This window comes from Streptomyces sp. NPDC101166 (assembly GCF_044768125.1).
Classification (GTDB): domain Bacteria; phylum Actinomycetota; class Actinomycetes; order Streptomycetales; family Streptomycetaceae; genus Streptomyces.
On the sequence record NZ_JBIWPF010000010.1, the window covers coordinates 57,652 to 72,550 of the forward strand.

The window sequence follows — 14,899 nt, forward strand, 5'->3', positions numbered from 1 at the left end:
TGCTCCCGGACTCCCGCGTCGGCTCTGCTCCCGGACTCCCGCGTCGGCTCTGCTCCCGGACTCCCGCGTCGGCTCTGCTCCCGGACTCCCGCGTCGGCTCTGCTCCCGGACTCCCGCGTCGGCCCTGCCCTCGGACGAGCCCCCGCGTCGGCCCTGGACGGGCCGCGTCTTCAAGATCACCCTGGAGGGGGCGCCGCCCCCGGGCGGGCTGGACGCGCCGCGGCCCCGCCCCACGGGCTAAGCGTTCGCGCCCAGTACCTCTCGCAGCTGTTCCGGCAGCAGCTTGCTGCACGTCTGCTTCGCCTCGTTCGTCAAGGCGTCGTTCGTGCAGGTGTAGTAGTCGCGGTAGACCAGTTGCGCGGTGAAGGTGACGGCCACCAGGGACAGGGCCAGGCCCGCTGTGACCAGGCCGCTGATCGCGGCGGTCCGCTGGGGGCGGCCGGCGGGCTCGGAGGGCTGCGGAGCCGTCGGGTCGGGCGTGCGCGGCTTGGCGCGAAGGGCGCTGATGCCCCAGTGCAGGGCGAGCGCGCCGAGCAGCAGGGCCACGTACGGCCAGCCGAAGAGGGCGAAGAAGAAGGCCCACATCCCGCACAGCAGCGCGTACCGCGCACGGCGCTGGGAGGGGTCCGTCGGGTCCCAGCGGGGGCCGGGCTGCTGGCCGCCGGGGCCGCCCTCGCCGCCGCCGGGGCGCTCGCCGAAGCCGCCGGGGGCGCGGCCGGGCTGGCGGTCGCTCCACTGACCGCCCCAGGGGGAGCCCGACGCATCCCGGGAGCCGTCGGAGTCGTCGCCCGGGGCGGGGTGGCGGGGCTGCCAGGGGCGGTCGGGGGCGCCCTCCGGCGGCGGGGCGAAGGGGTTGTCGTCCTGGGGGGCGCCGCCGGAGTCGGAGGGCGCGTCGGGCGGGGTCGTGGGGCGCTCTCGCAGCAGCACGGCGCCGCGCTCCCCTCTCTGCGGTGACTGCGGGAGGAGCGTGAGGAGTCGCAGACTGCGGTCCGGCATCAAGTGAGCGTCTTCCCCTTGGTGATCACGACCGAGATCGAGTCGATCCCGGATTCGACTGTGTTTCGACTGTGTGCGGATGTCTACGGATGTCTGTGGCATCGACCGCCGGTGTCCGCGTTCACTTCGAGAACGTGCCGCACGGCGGTCGCGTTCCCGAGCCCGCTCGCCCCTGACGCTACCTGTCGGCCCCGCCCCCGTCCCGAGGGGGCCGTGCGGTGTGCCGGTATCGTTGCTGGCGGTCGGCCGCTTCGTAGACTTCCCCGTATCCCGGGGCGCGAAGCATTCGTACGACCCTACAAACGCTCTCCCGAGAAAGGGCCCCGCCGTGGCCGCCAAGCCCGTGGCCGAGCCGGCCAAGCGCCTCGTCGTGCTGGTCTCCGGATCCGGAACGAACCTCCAGGCGCTGCTCGACGAGATCGCCGCCGCCGGCGCGGAGGCCTACGGGGCCGAGATCGTGGCCGTCGGCGCCGACCGCGAGGGCGTCGAAGGGCTCGCGCGGGCCGAGCGGGCCGGGATCCCCACCTTCGTGCGGAAGGTGAAGGACTTCGGCACGCGCGAGGAGTGGGACGCCGCCCTCGCCGAGGCCGTCGCCGCACACGAACCCGACCTCGTCGTCTCGGCCGGTTTCATGAAGATCGTGGGCAAGGAGTTCCTGGCGCGGTTCGGGGGGCGGTTCGTCAACACCCACCCGGCCCTCCTGCCCAGTTTTCCCGGCGCCCACGGCGTCCGTGACGCGCTCGCGTACGGCGCCAGGGTCACCGGCTGCACCGTCCACTTCGTCGACGACGGCGTCGACACCGGCCCGATCATCGCCCAGGGCGTGGTCGAGGTCCGGGACGAGGACGACGAGAGCGCGCTGCACGAGCGCATCAAGGAAGTCGAGCGAAGGCTGCTCGTCGAGGTCGTGGGGCGGCTCGCCCGCAACGGCTATCGCATTGAGGGACGAAAGGTAGTTATCCAGTGACCGCCGACAGCACTGTCACGGCCGAGAGCAGCAAGCGGGGCATCCGTCGCGCGCTCGTCAGCGTCTACGACAAGACCGGGCTCGAGGAGCTCGCCCGCGGGCTGCACGAGGCCGGCGTCGCGCTCGTCTCCACCGGCTCCACCGCCGCCCGTATCGCCGCCGCCGGCGTCCCCGTCACCAAGGTCGAGGAGCTCACCGGCTTCCCCGAGTGCCTCGACGGCCGCGTCAAGACCCTGCACCCGAAGGTCCACGCCGGCATCCTCGCCGACCTGCGGCTCCCCGAGCACCGGGCGCAGCTGGAGGAGCTCGGCGTCGAGCCGTTCGACCTCGTCGTCGTCAACCTCTACCCGTTCCGTGAGACCGTCGCCTCCGGCGCCTCGCCCGACGAGTGCGTGGAGCAGATCGACATCGGCGGGCCGTCCATGGTGCGCGCCGCCGCCAAGAACCACCCCTCCGTCGCCGTCGTCACCAGCCCGGAGCGCTACGGCGACGTCCTCGCCGCGGTCGGCTCCGGCGGCTTCGACCTCGCCACCCGCAAGCGGCTCGCCGCCGAGGCCTTCCAGCACACCGCCGCCTACGACGTGGCGGTCGCCTCCTGGTTCGCGTCGTCGTACGCGCCCGTGGACGAGTCGCGCTTCCCCGACTTCCTCGGCGCGACCTGGGAACGCAAGAACACCCTGCGCTACGGCGAGAACCCGCACCAGCCCGCCGCCCTCTACGTCGACGGCGCAGGCGGCGGCCTCGCCGAGGCCGAGCAGCTGCACGGCAAGGAGATGTCGTACAACAACTACACGGACACGGACGCCGCGCGCCGTGCCGCGTACGACCACGCCGAGCCCGCCGTCGCGATCATCAAGCACGCCAACCCGTGCGGCATCGCGGTCGGCGCGGACGTCGCCGAGGCGCACCGCAAGGCGCACGCGTGCGACCCGCTGTCGGCCTTCGGCGGGGTCATCGCCGTCAACCGGCCGGTCAGCAAGGAGATGGCGGAGCAGGTCGCCGAGATCTTCACCGAGGTCATCGTCGCGCCGGACTACGAGGACGGCGCGCTGGAGGCTCTCGCGAAGAAGAAGAACATCCGGGTGCTGAAGGCTCCCGGCGCGCCCGCCGCGCCGGTCGAGGTCAAGCCCGTCGACGGCGGCGCGCTGCTCCAGGTGACGGACCGGCTCCAGGCCGACGGCGACGACCCGGCCCAGTGGACGCTGGCGACCGGCGAGGCGCTCGGCGCGCAGGAGCTCCAGGAGCTCGCCTTCGCCTGGCGGGCCTGCCGGGCCGTGAAGTCCAACGCCATCCTGCTCGCCAAGGACGGCGCCTCCGTCGGCGTCGGCATGGGGCAGGTCAACCGGGTCGACTCCGCGAAGCTCGCGGTGGAGCGGGCCGGCGCGGAGCGCGCGCGGGGGGCGTACGCCGCCTCCGACGCGTTCTTCCCCTTCCCGGACGGGCTGGAGATCCTCACCGAGGCCGGGGTGAAGGCCGTGGTGCAGCCCGGCGGTTCGGTCCGCGACGAGCAGGTCGTCGAGGCCGCGCGCAAGGCCGGCGTCACGATGTACTTCACCGGGACGCGGCACTTCTTCCACTGAGCCGCTGCTGACGCCATGAGAGGGCCCGCCGACCGTTTCCACGGTCGGCGGGCCCTCTCATACGGGTCTCGGCGCGAGTCCCCCGCCGGTTACCGGGCGCGGATCACCAGGGTCGAGCACACCTTGTCGGCGAACGTCTGCTTCTTGTCGTCCCACAGCGGCCACAGGTAGCCGAGGTAGCAGGGCAGGCCGTCGAGGATGTGCGCGAGGCGGCGGACGAAGGCCATGCCGAAGCCGAGGGTGCTGCCGTCCGCCTCGCGCAGCACGCGCGTGCCGACGGCCTTCTTGCCGATGGTCTGGCCGGTCGTGCCCTCCTTGTAGATCTGGAAGAGACCCATGCCGAAGGCGTAGAGAACACCGAGCAGCGACAGGATGCCCGCGGCGGCCGAGTCGGAGCCCATGGCGCTGGAGATGCCGATCAGCAGGTACATCGGCCCCATGATGATCAGGCCGTCGAGCAGCGTCGCCCCGAGCCGCAGGCCCCAGTGGGCGAGCTCGGGCCCGGTGCCGTAGCCGTAGCCCGGCGCTTGCGGGTAGTTGTAGCCCTGCTGCGGATGACCCGGCTGCTGGGGGTAGCCGTAGCCCTGCTGCGGCGGGACGCCCTGGGGGGCCTGCGGGTAGGCCGGGTAGCCGGGCTGCTGCGGGTTCTGCTGCGGCGCTCCGTAAGGGTTGCCGCCGGGCTGACCGAAGCTCGGCGGTTGTTCCCCGTAGGGGTTGCCTCCGGGCTGACCGAAGCTCATGACCGTGTTCCTCCGTTGCGTTTGCGGGGACGTCGCGATGCCGCGGAGGAACGTGTGAGCGAGAGCGGTTCGTCCCCCTGCCGGACCGCGGTGATGCGCCGTTCATCGTCATGTGCCGGACGAGTGATTGTCCAGTCGGATATACGGCTGTTGTGCAAGTGCAACATCAGTGGTCAAGAGGGGGCCTGGGGGGCGGCCCCGGCCGACCCTGATTGGAACCGGGGTCCGGTCATCCGGGAGGATGGGCGTATGACCGCCCAGCTTCTCGATGGCAAGGCCACCGCAGCCGAGATCAAGTCGGATCTGACCGCCCGTGTGGCGGCGCTGAAGGGCAAGGGCGTCACGCCCGGCCTCGGCACGATCCTCGTCGGGGACGACCCCGGCAGCCAGAAGTACGTCGCCGGCAAGCACCGCGACTGCGCCGAGGTCGGCATCGCCTCCATCCAGCGCGAGCTGCCCGGCACGGCCACGCAGGAGGAGATCGAGGCGGTCGTCCGCGAGCTGAACGAGGACCCCGCCTGCACCGGCTACATCGTGCAGCTTCCGCTGCCCCGGGGCATCGACGAGAACCGCATCCTCGAACTCATGGACCCGGCCAAGGACGCCGACGGCCTGCACCCGATGAACCTCGGCCGTCTGGTCCTCAACGAGCCCGCCCCGCTGCCCTGCACGCCCAACGGCATCCTCACGCTGCTGCGCCGGCACGGCGTCGAGATCAAGGGCGCCGAGGTCGTGATCGTCGGCCGCGGGGTCACCATCGGGCGTCCGATGCCGCTGCTGCTGACCCGCCGCAGCGAGAACGCCACGGTCACGCAGTGCCACACGGGCACCCGGGACCTGTCGGCGCACCTGAAGCGCGCGGACATCATCGTCGCCGCCGCCGGTTCCGCCCACCTGGTCCGGCCCGAGGACGTCAAGCCTGGCGCGGCCGTCCTCGACGTCGGCGTCTCCCGCAACGCCGAGGGGCGGATCGTGGGCGACGTCCACCCGGACGTCCGCGAGGTCGCCGGCTGGATCTCCCCCAACCCGGGCGGCGTGGGCCCGATGACCCGCGCGCAGCTGCTCGTCAACGTGGTCGAGGCGGCCGAGCGCAGTGCCGGCTGACAACGCGCAGAAGCCCGAGACCCCCGAGCCCTCCGACCCCGCCGAGACTCCCGAGGCCATGGAGACCCCGGCGAAGGCTCAGAGTGCCCTCGACGAGGCGTTCGAGGAACCCGTCGTCCGCGACCCGGTCAGCGCGCCGGACGCCGAGGGCGTCCCGCGCCGCAGCACGCGCCGCTTCCCGCTGTTCACCCGGGACACCGCGCGCCCCGAGGGCGGCGGTCGGGCCGCGCCCCGCGACGCCCCGGCGCCGGCGCGGCAGTGGCCGATGCTCGTGGTCCTGGGCCTGGTCGCGCTCGGCCTGCTGCTGACCGCGTTCGACGTGTTCAGGATCGGCACCATCGTGATCGGCGCGGGGCTGCTCACCGGCGCGGTGCTGCGCTGGCTCAGGCTCAACGTCGGCATGCTCGCCGTCCGTTCGCGCTTCACCGACGTCGCGACGTACGGGGTGCTGGGTGTGACGATCGTCCTGCTGGCGCTGATGGCGCAGCCGCGTCCGTGGCTCCAGATCCCGTTCCTGGGTGACACCCTGCACTTCACCGTGAGCAACTAAGAACTGTAGGGATTACGGGACATCCCTTAGCCCGTCCGAGCGCTACCGTGGTCGAACGGCCGAACGGTCATAAGCGGAAAAAGGGTTCACGGCGGAGGGAGGGGGGCCGATGCCTCGCTGGAGGGACCTTCCGGATGAACTCGACCCGTCGGTAGAGGAGTTGGCCCGTCGGCTACGGCGACTCGTGGACCACGCCGGCCTCGGCGTCGCCACCCTCGCCGACCGCACCGGCTACGGCGGGGCGTCCTGGGAGCGGTATCTCGACGGGCGGCTCCTCGCGCCGAAGGGCGCGGTCATCGCCCTGGCCGAGGTCACGGGCGCCGATCCGGCCGTTCTGATACCGCTGTGGGAGTCGGCCGAGCGCGCCTGGAACCGGGCGGGACGGCGGGAGGACGCGGCCTCGGAGGCCGTCCGCCTGTCCCGGGCGCGGACGGCCACGATCACCCGCCCCGTCCCGGAGCGTCCGCCCCCCGCTCCCGCCCCGCATCCGAGGCGGCCCCGCCCGGTCGTGTTCCTCGCCGGGGCTGTCGGCGTCGTGGGCGTCGCCGTGGGGGCGTTCCTCCTCACCCACGCCGACGCGGACTTGCCGGCGAAGGGCCGGACCGTCGCTGCCTCCCCTTCGCCGTCCCCCGCGCCCGCCGCGCCCCTCCCGCCCGGCGTGCTGTGCTTCGGGGCCGGCTGCACGGGCAAGGACGCGGAGGAGGCGGGCTGCGGCGGCGACCTGACGGCCACGGCGAGGAGCGTCACCGTGGGCGCCGTGCTGCTGGAGGTCCGCTACAGCCGGACCTGCGGCGCGGCCTGGGGGCGGATCACCCCGGCGGTCGCAGGCGACGTGGTGCGGGTGACCGCCGGCGCTATCCGGTACACCGGGCGGGTCACGGCCGCCGGCGAGACCGTCGCGTACACCCCGATGGTGGCCGTGAAGAACCCGGCCGAGATCCGTGCGTGCGCCGCACTCGCCTCGGGCCAGGAGGGCTGCACGCCCTAGAAAGGGGCCGCCGCACCCGTGACGCGTGGCCCGCGCCCCCGGGGAAGCCCCTTGCTCCAACCGAGTGAAGCCGGCGAAAAACCCGGCCGCCGGAGGAATATCCGGCACGCCGTGGGGCACGCGAACCGTACCCCCACGGGAGTCCGGCCCCCCGGCACCCCCACCCGGCGGCCGCCCGTTCCCTCTCCCGGATCGGCGGCCGCCGTTTCGCGTCCCCGGCGCACACCGGCCGAGTCCCCGAGTCGCCCCGCGAGATCCCGGCCGGACCCCGACCGGCTGTGGCCTGGGCCACACCGCCCCGGCGGCCCGGGATCCCGGAGGCGCGATAGCCTGACCGCTGGTCGATCTCTTGGTATCAAGAGATCGATCATCTGTACGTCCCACCCGGGGCAGGGACGCCCCACCGCCAGCTGTCATACGGAGAACGCCATGACCCGCACTCCCGTGAACGTCACCGTCACCGGCGCGGCCGGCCAGATCGGTTACGCCCTGCTCTTCCGCATCGCCTCCGGCCAGCTGCTCGGCGCGGACGTGCCGGTCAAGCTGCGCCTGCTGGAGATCACCCCGGCGCTCAAGGCCGCCGAGGGCACGGCCATGGAGCTGGACGACTGCGCGTTCCCGCTGCTCCAGGGCATCGAGATCACGGACGACCCGAACGTCGCCTTCGACGGCACGAACGTCGCCCTCCTCGTCGGCGCCCGCCCCCGCACCAAGGGCATGGAGCGCGGCGACCTCCTCGAGGCCAACGGCGGCATCTTCAAGCCGCAGGGCAAGGCCATCAACGACCACGCCGCGGACGACGTCAAGATCCTCGTCGTCGGCAACCCGGCCAACACCAACGCGCTGATCGCCCAGGCCGCCGCGCCGGACGTACCGGCCGAGCGCTTCACCGCGATGACCCGCCTCGACCACAACCGCGCGCTGACCCAGCTCGCGAAGAAGACGGGCTCCACGGTCGCCGACATCAAGCGCCTGACCATCTGGGGCAACCACTCCGCCACGCAGTACCCGGACATCTTCCACGCCACGGTCGCCGGCAAGAACGCCGCCGAGGTCGTCGACGACGAGAAGTGGCTGGCCGAGGACTTCATCCCGACCGTCGCCAAGCGCGGCGCCGCCATCATCGAGGCCCGTGGCGCCTCGTCGGCCGCCTCCGCCGCCAACGCCGCCATCGACCACGTGTACACGTGGGTCAACGGCACCGCGGACGGCGACTGGGCCTCCATGGGCATCCCGTCGGACGGCTCCTACGGCGTCCCGGAGGGCCTCATCTCCTCCTTCCCCGTCACCGTCAAGGACGGCAAGTACGAGATCGTCCAGGGCCTGGAGATCAACGAGTTCTCCCGCGCCCGCATCGACGCCTCCGTGAAGGAGCTGGAGGAGGAGCGCGAGGCGGTCCGCGCCCTCGGCCTCATCTGAGCTTTCTGAGCCAACTGTTTCCGACGATCCCCGGGTGGAGCCTTCCACCCGGGGATTGTCGCGTTCCTGTGTACGGTTTGTGCCGTTTCCTGTGCATGTTCAGTGACACGGCCCACTTTCGGCCATGGATTGCGCATGCAATCGCAGGGCCGGGGCATGCGGTCACGGTCCCAGTGAGTGACACGTGTGTGACACACGGGCAGCGAACAGGAACGGAAGGCAATCCCGATCATGGCGGACAACACAGAACTCCAGGCGCGGAAGACCATCCACGTGGACGGGGAATGGCGTGAAGCCGTCTCAGGCGCCACGCGCGAGATCCTCGACCCCGCGGACGCCCTGCCCTTCGCCGTGATCGCGGAGGGCGACGAGAAGGACACCGATCTCGCGATCGAGGCCGCCCGCAAGGCCTTCGACCACGGTCCCTGGCCGCACACCCCGGCCGCCGAGCGCGCCGCCCTGCTGCGCCGCGTCGCCGATCTCCTCACCCGGGACCGCGAGCGGCTGGGTCTGCTGGAGAGCCGTGACGCGGGCAAGACCGTCGAAGAGGGACGCGTCGACATCGACTGCGTCGCCGACGCCTTCCGCTACTTCGCCGACCTCGTCGCCGCCGAGGCCCCCGGCCGGGTCGTCGATGCGGGCTCGCCCGACATCCACAGCGTCGTCGTACACGAGCCGATAGGCGTCTGCGCGCTGATCACTCCCTGGAACTACCCGCTGCTTCAGGCCAGTTGGAAGATCGCGCCGGCCCTGGCCGCCGGCGACACCTTCGTGGTCAAGCCCAGCGAGATCACCCCGCTGACCACCGTCGCGCTCATCGAGCTGCTCACCGAGGCCGGACTGCCCGCCGGCGTCGCCAACATCGTCACCGGCCCCGGCCACACCGTCGGCGCCCGGCTCTCCGAACACCCCGACGTCGACCTGGTCTCCTTCACCGGCGGTCTGGTCAGCGGCACCAAGGTCGCGCAGGCCGCCGCCCCCACCGTCAAGAAGGTCGCCCTCGAACTCGGCGGCAAGAACCCCAACGTCGTCTTCGCCGACGCCTGCGCCACGGAGGAAGGCTTCGACACGGCCGTCGACCAGGCCCTCAACGCGGCCTTCATCCACAGCGGCCAGGTCTGCTCGGCCGGCGCCCGGCTCATCGTCGAGGAGTCCGTCCGCGACCGCTTCGTCGACGAACTCGCCCGCCGCGCCGGGAAGATCCGCCTCGGCCGCGGCACCGAGGACGGCGTCGAGTGCGGCCCCCTCGTCTCCGAGCAGCAGCGCGCCAAGGTCGAGGACTACGTCGAGTCGGCCCTCAAGGAGGGCGCGGTGCTGCGTTCCGGAGGCCGGCGCCCCGACCCCGCGCCCGAACGGCCCGAGAACGGCTACTTCTACGAGCCGACCGTCCTCGACCACTGCCACCGCGAGATGAGGGTCGTCCGCGAGGAGGTCTTCGGACCCGTCGTCACCGTGGAGACCTTCCGCACCGAGGACGAGGCCGTCGCTCTCGCCAACGACACCGAGTACGGTCTCGCGGGCGGTGTGTGGACCACCGACGCCGGCCGCGCCCGCCGCGTCGCCGCCCGGCTGCGCCACGGCACCATCTGGATCAACGACTTCCACCCCTACCTGCCGCAGGCGGAATGGGGCGGCTTCGGCAAGAGCGGCGTCGGCCGCGAACTCGGCCCGGCCGGACTCGCCGAGTACCGCGAGGCCAAGCACGTCTACCAGAACCTCGCGCCCAAGCCCGTCCGCTGGTTCGCCGGCTGAGCCCACGCGCCCGGCCGGCCCGCCCCACCATCACGCCCCCCCACGGGCGTCTCCTGATCTTCCCTCACCCCTCCCATCCCATCCCTCCTCCCCGTAGGACCCCGTCAGATCTCCAGTTCCTCCCCCATCGCACCCCTGGAGTACCACGCTCATGTCCGATCACACCCACGCGTTCGATGAATACGACTATGTCGTCATAGGCGGCGGCACGGCCGGGTCGGTCATCGCCTCCCGCCTCACCGAGAACCCCGACGTGACCGTCGCCGTCATCGAGGGCGGCCCCAGCGACGTCGGCCGCGACGACGTGCTGACCTTGCGCCGCTGGATGGGTCTGCTCGGCGGCGAGCTGGACTACGACTACCCGACCACCGAGCAGCCGCGCGGCAACTCCCACATCCGGCACAGCCGGGCCCGTGTCCTCGGCGGCTGTTCCTCCCACAACACCCTCATCGCCTTCAAGCCGCTGCCCTCCGACTGGGACGAGTGGGAGCAGGCCGGCGCCGAGGGCTGGGGCGCGGTGCCGATGGAGGCCTACTACGCCCGCCTGAAGAACAACATCGTCCCGGTGGACGAGAAGGACCGCAACGCCATCGCCCGCGACTTCGTCGACGCGGCGCAGTCGGCGCTCGGCGTGCCCCGCGTCGAAGGCTTCAACAAGAAGCCTTTCGACGACGGCGTCGGCTTCTTCGACCTCGCCTACCACCCGGAGAACAACAAGCGCTCCAGCGCCTCGGTGGCCTATCTGCACCCGGTGATGGACGAGCGCCCCAACCTGACGATCCTGCTGGAGACCTGGGCCTACCGGCTGGAGCTCGACGGCACCCACGTGCGGGGCGTCCACGTGCGCGCCAAGGACGGCGAGGAGTTCGTCGTACGGGCCCGGGGCGAGGTCCTGCTGTGCGCCGGCGCCGTCGACTCCCCGCGACTGCTCATGCACTCCGGCATCGGCCCCAAGGCCGACCTGGACGCGCTCGGCATCCCCGTCGTCCACGACCTGCCCGGCGTCGGCGAGAACCTCCTCGACCACCCCGAGTCGGTGATCGTCTGGGAGACCGACGGCCCGATCCCGGAGAACTCCGCGATGGACTCCGACGCCGGCCTGTTCGTGCGCCGCGACGCCGGACACGCGGGCCCGGACCTGATGTTCCACTTCTACCAGATCCCCTTCACCGACAACCCGGAGCGACTGGGCTACGAGCGGCCGGAGTTCGGCGTCTCCATGACCCCGAACATCCCCAAGCCCAAGAGCCGCGGCAGGCTCTACCTGACCAGCGCCGACCCGTCGGTCAAGCCCGCCCTGGACTTCCGGTACTTCACCGACGAGGACGACTACGACGCCCGCACCCTCGTCGACGGCATCCGCATCGCCCGCGAGATCGCCGCGACCGAGCCGCTGGCCCCCTGGCTCAGGCGCGAGGTGGCCCCCGGCCCGCACGTCACGAGCGACGAGGAGCTCAGCGAGTACGCCCGCAAGGTCGCCCACACCGTGTACCACCCGGCGGGCACCTGCCGCATGGGCGCCGCCGACGACGAACTCGCTGTCGTCGATCCGAAGTTGCGCGTACGCGGCCTTGAGGGGCTGCGCATCGCCGACGCCTCGGTCTTCCCGACGATGACCGCTGTGAACCCGATGATCGGAGTACTGATGGTGGGGGAGAAGGCCGCTGAACTCATCGGCGAGGACGCCGGTGACCAGGTCGGTGCGCGTACCGCCGAGCGGATCGGTGGTGGTTCGCGATGACCGAGGTCTCCAACTCCCCGGTTTTCCGCGTCGAGGGCCTGTGGAAGGTCTTCGGCCCCAAGCCGGAACGCGTCCCGGTGGACCCCGAGCTGGCCGCCCTCCCGGCCGCCGAGCTGCGCTCGCGCACCGGCTGCACGGCCGCCGTCCGGGACGTCTCCTTCGACGTGCGCAAGGGCGAGGTCTTCGTCGTCATGGGCCTGTCCGGCTCCGGCAAGTCCACCCTGGTGCGCTGCCTGACCCGGCTGATCGAGCCGACGGCCGGCAGCATCGTCGTCGACGGCGAGGACGTCCGCGCCATGGACCGCGCCCGGCTGCGCGAACTGCGCCGCCACCGGGCCGCCATGGTCTTCCAGCACTTCGGTCTCCTCCCGCACCGCACGGTCCTCGACAACGTGGCCTACGGCCTGGAGATCCAGGGCGTCGGCAAGGCCGAGCGGCGCGACCGGGCCCGCGAGATCGTCGCCAAGGTCGGCCTGGACGGCATGGAGACGCGCCGGCCCGGCCAGCTCTCCGGCGGCCAGCAGCAGCGCGTCGGACTGGCCCGCGCGCTCGCCGTCGACCCGGAGGTCCTGCTGTTCGACGAGCCGTTCAGCGCGCTCGACCCGCTCATCCGGCGGGACATGCAGGAGGAGGTGGTCCGCCTCCACCGCGAGGAGGGCCGCACGATGGTCTTCATCACCCACGACCTCAACGAGGCGCTCAAGCTCGGCGACCGCATCGCCCTGATGCGCGACGGCCGCGTCGTCCAGCTCGGCACCCCAGAGGAGATCGTCGGCTCGCCCGCCGACGAATACGTCCGCGAGTTCGTCCGCGACGTGCCCCGCGAACAGGTCCTCACGGTCCGCTCCGCCATGCGCCGGGCCTCCGCCGACGAGGCCGGCAGCGGCCCCGCCGTCGCCCCCGACGCCACCGTGTCCGAGGCGATCGAGGCGGTCGCCCGCGCCAAGGCGCCGGCCCGGGTCGTCGACCACGGGCGCTGCGTCGGCGTGGTCGACTCCGAGGCGCTGCTCGGCGTCGTCGCCGGCACGGCAGGCCCGGCGGGCGCCGACGGCACGGGGCGGCACGCCGCGCCGGAACCTCGTAAGGAGGCCGCCCCCGAGCCTCGTAAGGAGGCCGTGTGATGGCGACGATCACCGCACCCGCCTTCCGCCCCGGCGTCCCCGCCTTCCTCAAGCACCGGGCCGTCCACAAGCTGCTCGCCCTCGCGGTCGCCGCCGCGGTTCTCGTGCCGCTCGCCGACGCCCGCTGGGCGAGCGGCAGCTGGCCGCAGGCCCTGACCGTCGACCTCACCAAGCCGCTGACCGGTGTCAGCGACTGGATCATCGACAACCGGGACAGCCATCCGCTGTTCCTGTACTTCTTCGGCCACATCAGCAACGCCGTCGTGCTGTCCGTGCGCGCCGTCTACCTGGTGCTGCTGGGCGTCGGCTGGGCCGGCGTCACCGCACTGGGCGCGCTCGTCGCCTGGCGGGTCGCCGGAGCCCGGCTGGCGCTGGGCACCGCCGCCGCGTTCCTCGCCTGCGGGCTCCTCGGCATGTGGGTGCCGACCATGCAGACCCTCGCGCTGATGGTGGTCGCCGTTCTCGCCTCGGTCGTCGTCGGCGCCGTGCTCGGCCTCGCCGCCGGGCTCTCCGACCGCATGGAACGGATCCTGCGGCCGGTTCTGGACACCATGCAGGTGCTCCCCGCCTTCGCCTACCTGCTGCCCGTCGTCCTCGTCTTCGGCATCGGCGTCCCGGCGGCCGTCCTGGCCACCGTCGTCTACGCCGCCCCGCCCATGGCCCGGCTCACCGCGCTCGGTCTGCGCTGCGCCGACAAGGGCGTCCTGGAGGCGGTGGAGTCGCTCGGCGCGACCGCCCGCCAGCGGCTGCTGACCGCGCGGATCCCGCTCGCCCGCAAGGAACTCCTCCTCGGCCTCAACCAGACGATCATGATGGCGCTGTCCATGGCCGTCATCGCCTCCGTGATCGGCGGCGGCGGTCTCGGTGACCGCGTCTACCAGGCGCTCGCCTCGGTCGACGTGGGCGCGGCCCTCGCGGCCGGCATCCCGATCGTGCTGCTCGCCGTCGTCCTGGACCGGGTGACGGCCGCCGCGGGACAGGGCACCGGCGAGAACCACCGCACCCGGGGCGTCTACGCGCTGCTCGCCGTCGCCGTGGTGGTCGTGGTCGGCGGCCGGCTGATCGGGCGCCTCGACTGGCCCGACACCTGGACGATCGCCATCGCCGAGCCGGTCAACCGTGTCGTGGACTGGATGACGGCGCACCTCTACTCCGGCGTCCCCGTCGTCGGCGGCACCGCCGACTGGGCGGGCCACTTCACCACCTGGCTCCTCGACCCGCTCCGGGACGGCCTGCAGGCGCTGCCCTGGTGGTCCGTGCTGCTCCTGGTCGCCGCGCTGGCCTGGGTGATCGGCACCTGGCGCACCGCGCTCACCGCCGTCCTCGCCATGGCCGCGATCGGCGTGCTGGGTGTGTGGGAACCCTCCCTGGACACGCTGTCCCAGGTCCTCGCCGCGGTCGCCGTCACTCTCGTCCTCGGCTTCGGGACCGCCGTCGCCGCGGCCCGCAGCGACCGCGTGGAGCGGCTGCTGCGGCCCGTCCTGGACGTCTTCCAGACGATGCCGCAGTTCGTGTACCTCATCCCGGTCGTCGCGCTGTTCGGCGTGGGCCGCGCCCCGGCGGTCGCCGCGGCCGTCGTCTACGCCCTGCCGGCCGTCGTCCGCATCACGGCCCAGGGGCTGCGCCAGGTCGACCCGGCCGCCATGGAGTCCGCCCGTTCCCTCGGCGCCACCGGCAGCCAGCAGCTGCGGCAGGTACAGCTGCCGCTGGCCCGCCCGGCGCTGCTGCTCGCCGTGAACCAGGGCGTCGTGCTGGTCCTCGCCGTCGTCATCATCGGCGGTCTGGTCGGCGGCGGCGCGCTCGGCTACGACGTCGTCTTCGGCCTCGCCCAGGGCGACCTGGCGACCGGTCTGGTGGCCGGCGCCGCGATCGTCTGCCTCGGCCTGATGCTCGACCGGGTGACCCAGCCGGCCGACCGGCGTACTCAGAAGGGAGCGTGAC

12 protein-coding genes are annotated in these 14,899 nt (G+C 72.4%); 10 read left to right on the forward strand and 2 right to left on the reverse strand.

Features of this window, described 5'->3' with window-relative positions; genetic code table 11:
• Positions 1 to 237 precede the first annotated feature (237 nt).
• Positions 238 to 996: a hypothetical protein gene (locus tag ACIRS4_RS18965; protein ID WP_404196934.1), complete on the reverse strand. Its 759-nt coding sequence runs from the start codon at positions 994 to 996 to the stop codon at positions 238 to 240.
• A 328-nt stretch (positions 997 to 1,324) separates the two neighbouring features.
• Between ACIRS4_RS18965 and purN the strand changes: the two genes are divergently transcribed.
• Positions 1,325 to 1,963: a phosphoribosylglycinamide formyltransferase gene (gene purN, locus ACIRS4_RS18970; RefSeq protein ID WP_404196937.1), complete on the forward strand. Its 639-nt coding sequence runs from the start codon at positions 1,325 to 1,327 to the stop codon at positions 1,961 to 1,963.
• Positions 1,960 to 3,543 carry a bifunctional phosphoribosylaminoimidazolecarboxamide formyltransferase/IMP cyclohydrolase gene (gene purH, locus ACIRS4_RS18975; protein WP_404196941.1) on the forward strand — a complete coding sequence of 528 codons (1,584 nt, stop codon included), beginning with the start codon at positions 1,960 to 1,962 and terminating at the stop codon, positions 3,541 to 3,543. Before purN ends, purH begins: the two co-directional genes overlap by 4 nt.
• Before the next feature lie 89 nt (positions 3,544 to 3,632).
• On the opposite strand, the gene ACIRS4_RS18980 is transcribed toward purH, so the two are convergent.
• A complete protein-coding gene (locus ACIRS4_RS18980) occupies positions 3,633 to 4,283 on the reverse strand; it encodes an RDD family protein (protein ID WP_404196944.1) in 651 nt (216 codons plus the stop codon).
• A 249-nt stretch (positions 4,284 to 4,532) separates the two neighbouring features.
• Here ACIRS4_RS18980 and ACIRS4_RS18985 point away from each other — a divergent pair, with 249 nt between their 5' ends.
• The 8 genes from ACIRS4_RS18985 (at position 4,533) to ACIRS4_RS19020 (ending at position 14,898) form a co-directional block, all read left to right on the forward strand.
• Positions 4,533 to 5,387, forward strand: coding sequence for a bifunctional methylenetetrahydrofolate dehydrogenase/methenyltetrahydrofolate cyclohydrolase (locus ACIRS4_RS18985; RefSeq protein ID WP_130441231.1), 855 nt, complete (start codon positions 4,533 to 4,535; stop codon positions 5,385 to 5,387).
• A gap of 58 nt (positions 5,388 to 5,445) precedes the next feature.
• Positions 5,446 to 5,937, forward strand: coding sequence for a DUF3017 domain-containing protein (locus ACIRS4_RS18990; protein WP_404197463.1), 492 nt, complete (start codon positions 5,446 to 5,448; stop codon positions 5,935 to 5,937).
• A 109-nt stretch (positions 5,938 to 6,046) separates the two neighbouring features.
• The gene (locus ACIRS4_RS18995; RefSeq protein WP_404196947.1) at positions 6,047 to 6,925 is read left to right on the forward strand and encodes a DUF2690 domain-containing protein; all 879 of its coding nucleotides are present in this window, start codon (positions 6,047 to 6,049) and stop codon (positions 6,923 to 6,925) included.
• A gap of 429 nt (positions 6,926 to 7,354) precedes the next feature.
• Complete coding sequence (locus ACIRS4_RS19000) at positions 7,355 to 8,344, forward strand: malate dehydrogenase (RefSeq protein WP_404196950.1); 990 nt, start codon at positions 7,355 to 7,357, stop codon at positions 8,342 to 8,344.
• 231 nt (positions 8,345 to 8,575) lie between these two features.
• Positions 8,576 to 10,096 carry an aldehyde dehydrogenase family protein gene (locus ACIRS4_RS19005; RefSeq protein ID WP_404196952.1) on the forward strand — a complete coding sequence of 507 codons (1,521 nt, stop codon included), beginning with the start codon at positions 8,576 to 8,578 and terminating at the stop codon, positions 10,094 to 10,096.
• Between the two features lie 151 nt (positions 10,097 to 10,247).
• Positions 10,248 to 11,837, forward strand: a complete 1,590-nt coding sequence (locus tag ACIRS4_RS19010; RefSeq protein WP_404196955.1) for a GMC family oxidoreductase — start codon at positions 10,248 to 10,250, stop codon at positions 11,835 to 11,837.
• A complete protein-coding gene (locus tag ACIRS4_RS19015) occupies positions 11,834 to 12,958 on the forward strand; it encodes a glycine betaine/L-proline ABC transporter ATP-binding protein (RefSeq protein WP_404196958.1) in 1,125 nt (374 codons plus the stop codon). Before ACIRS4_RS19010 ends, ACIRS4_RS19015 begins: the two co-directional genes overlap by 4 nt.
• Positions 12,958 to 14,898: an ABC transporter permease gene (locus ACIRS4_RS19020; RefSeq protein WP_404196960.1), complete on the forward strand. Its 1,941-nt coding sequence runs from the start codon at positions 12,958 to 12,960 to the stop codon at positions 14,896 to 14,898. The genes ACIRS4_RS19015 and ACIRS4_RS19020 overlap by 1 nt, the downstream gene beginning before the upstream one ends.
• Position 14,899: the final 1 nt, after the last annotated feature.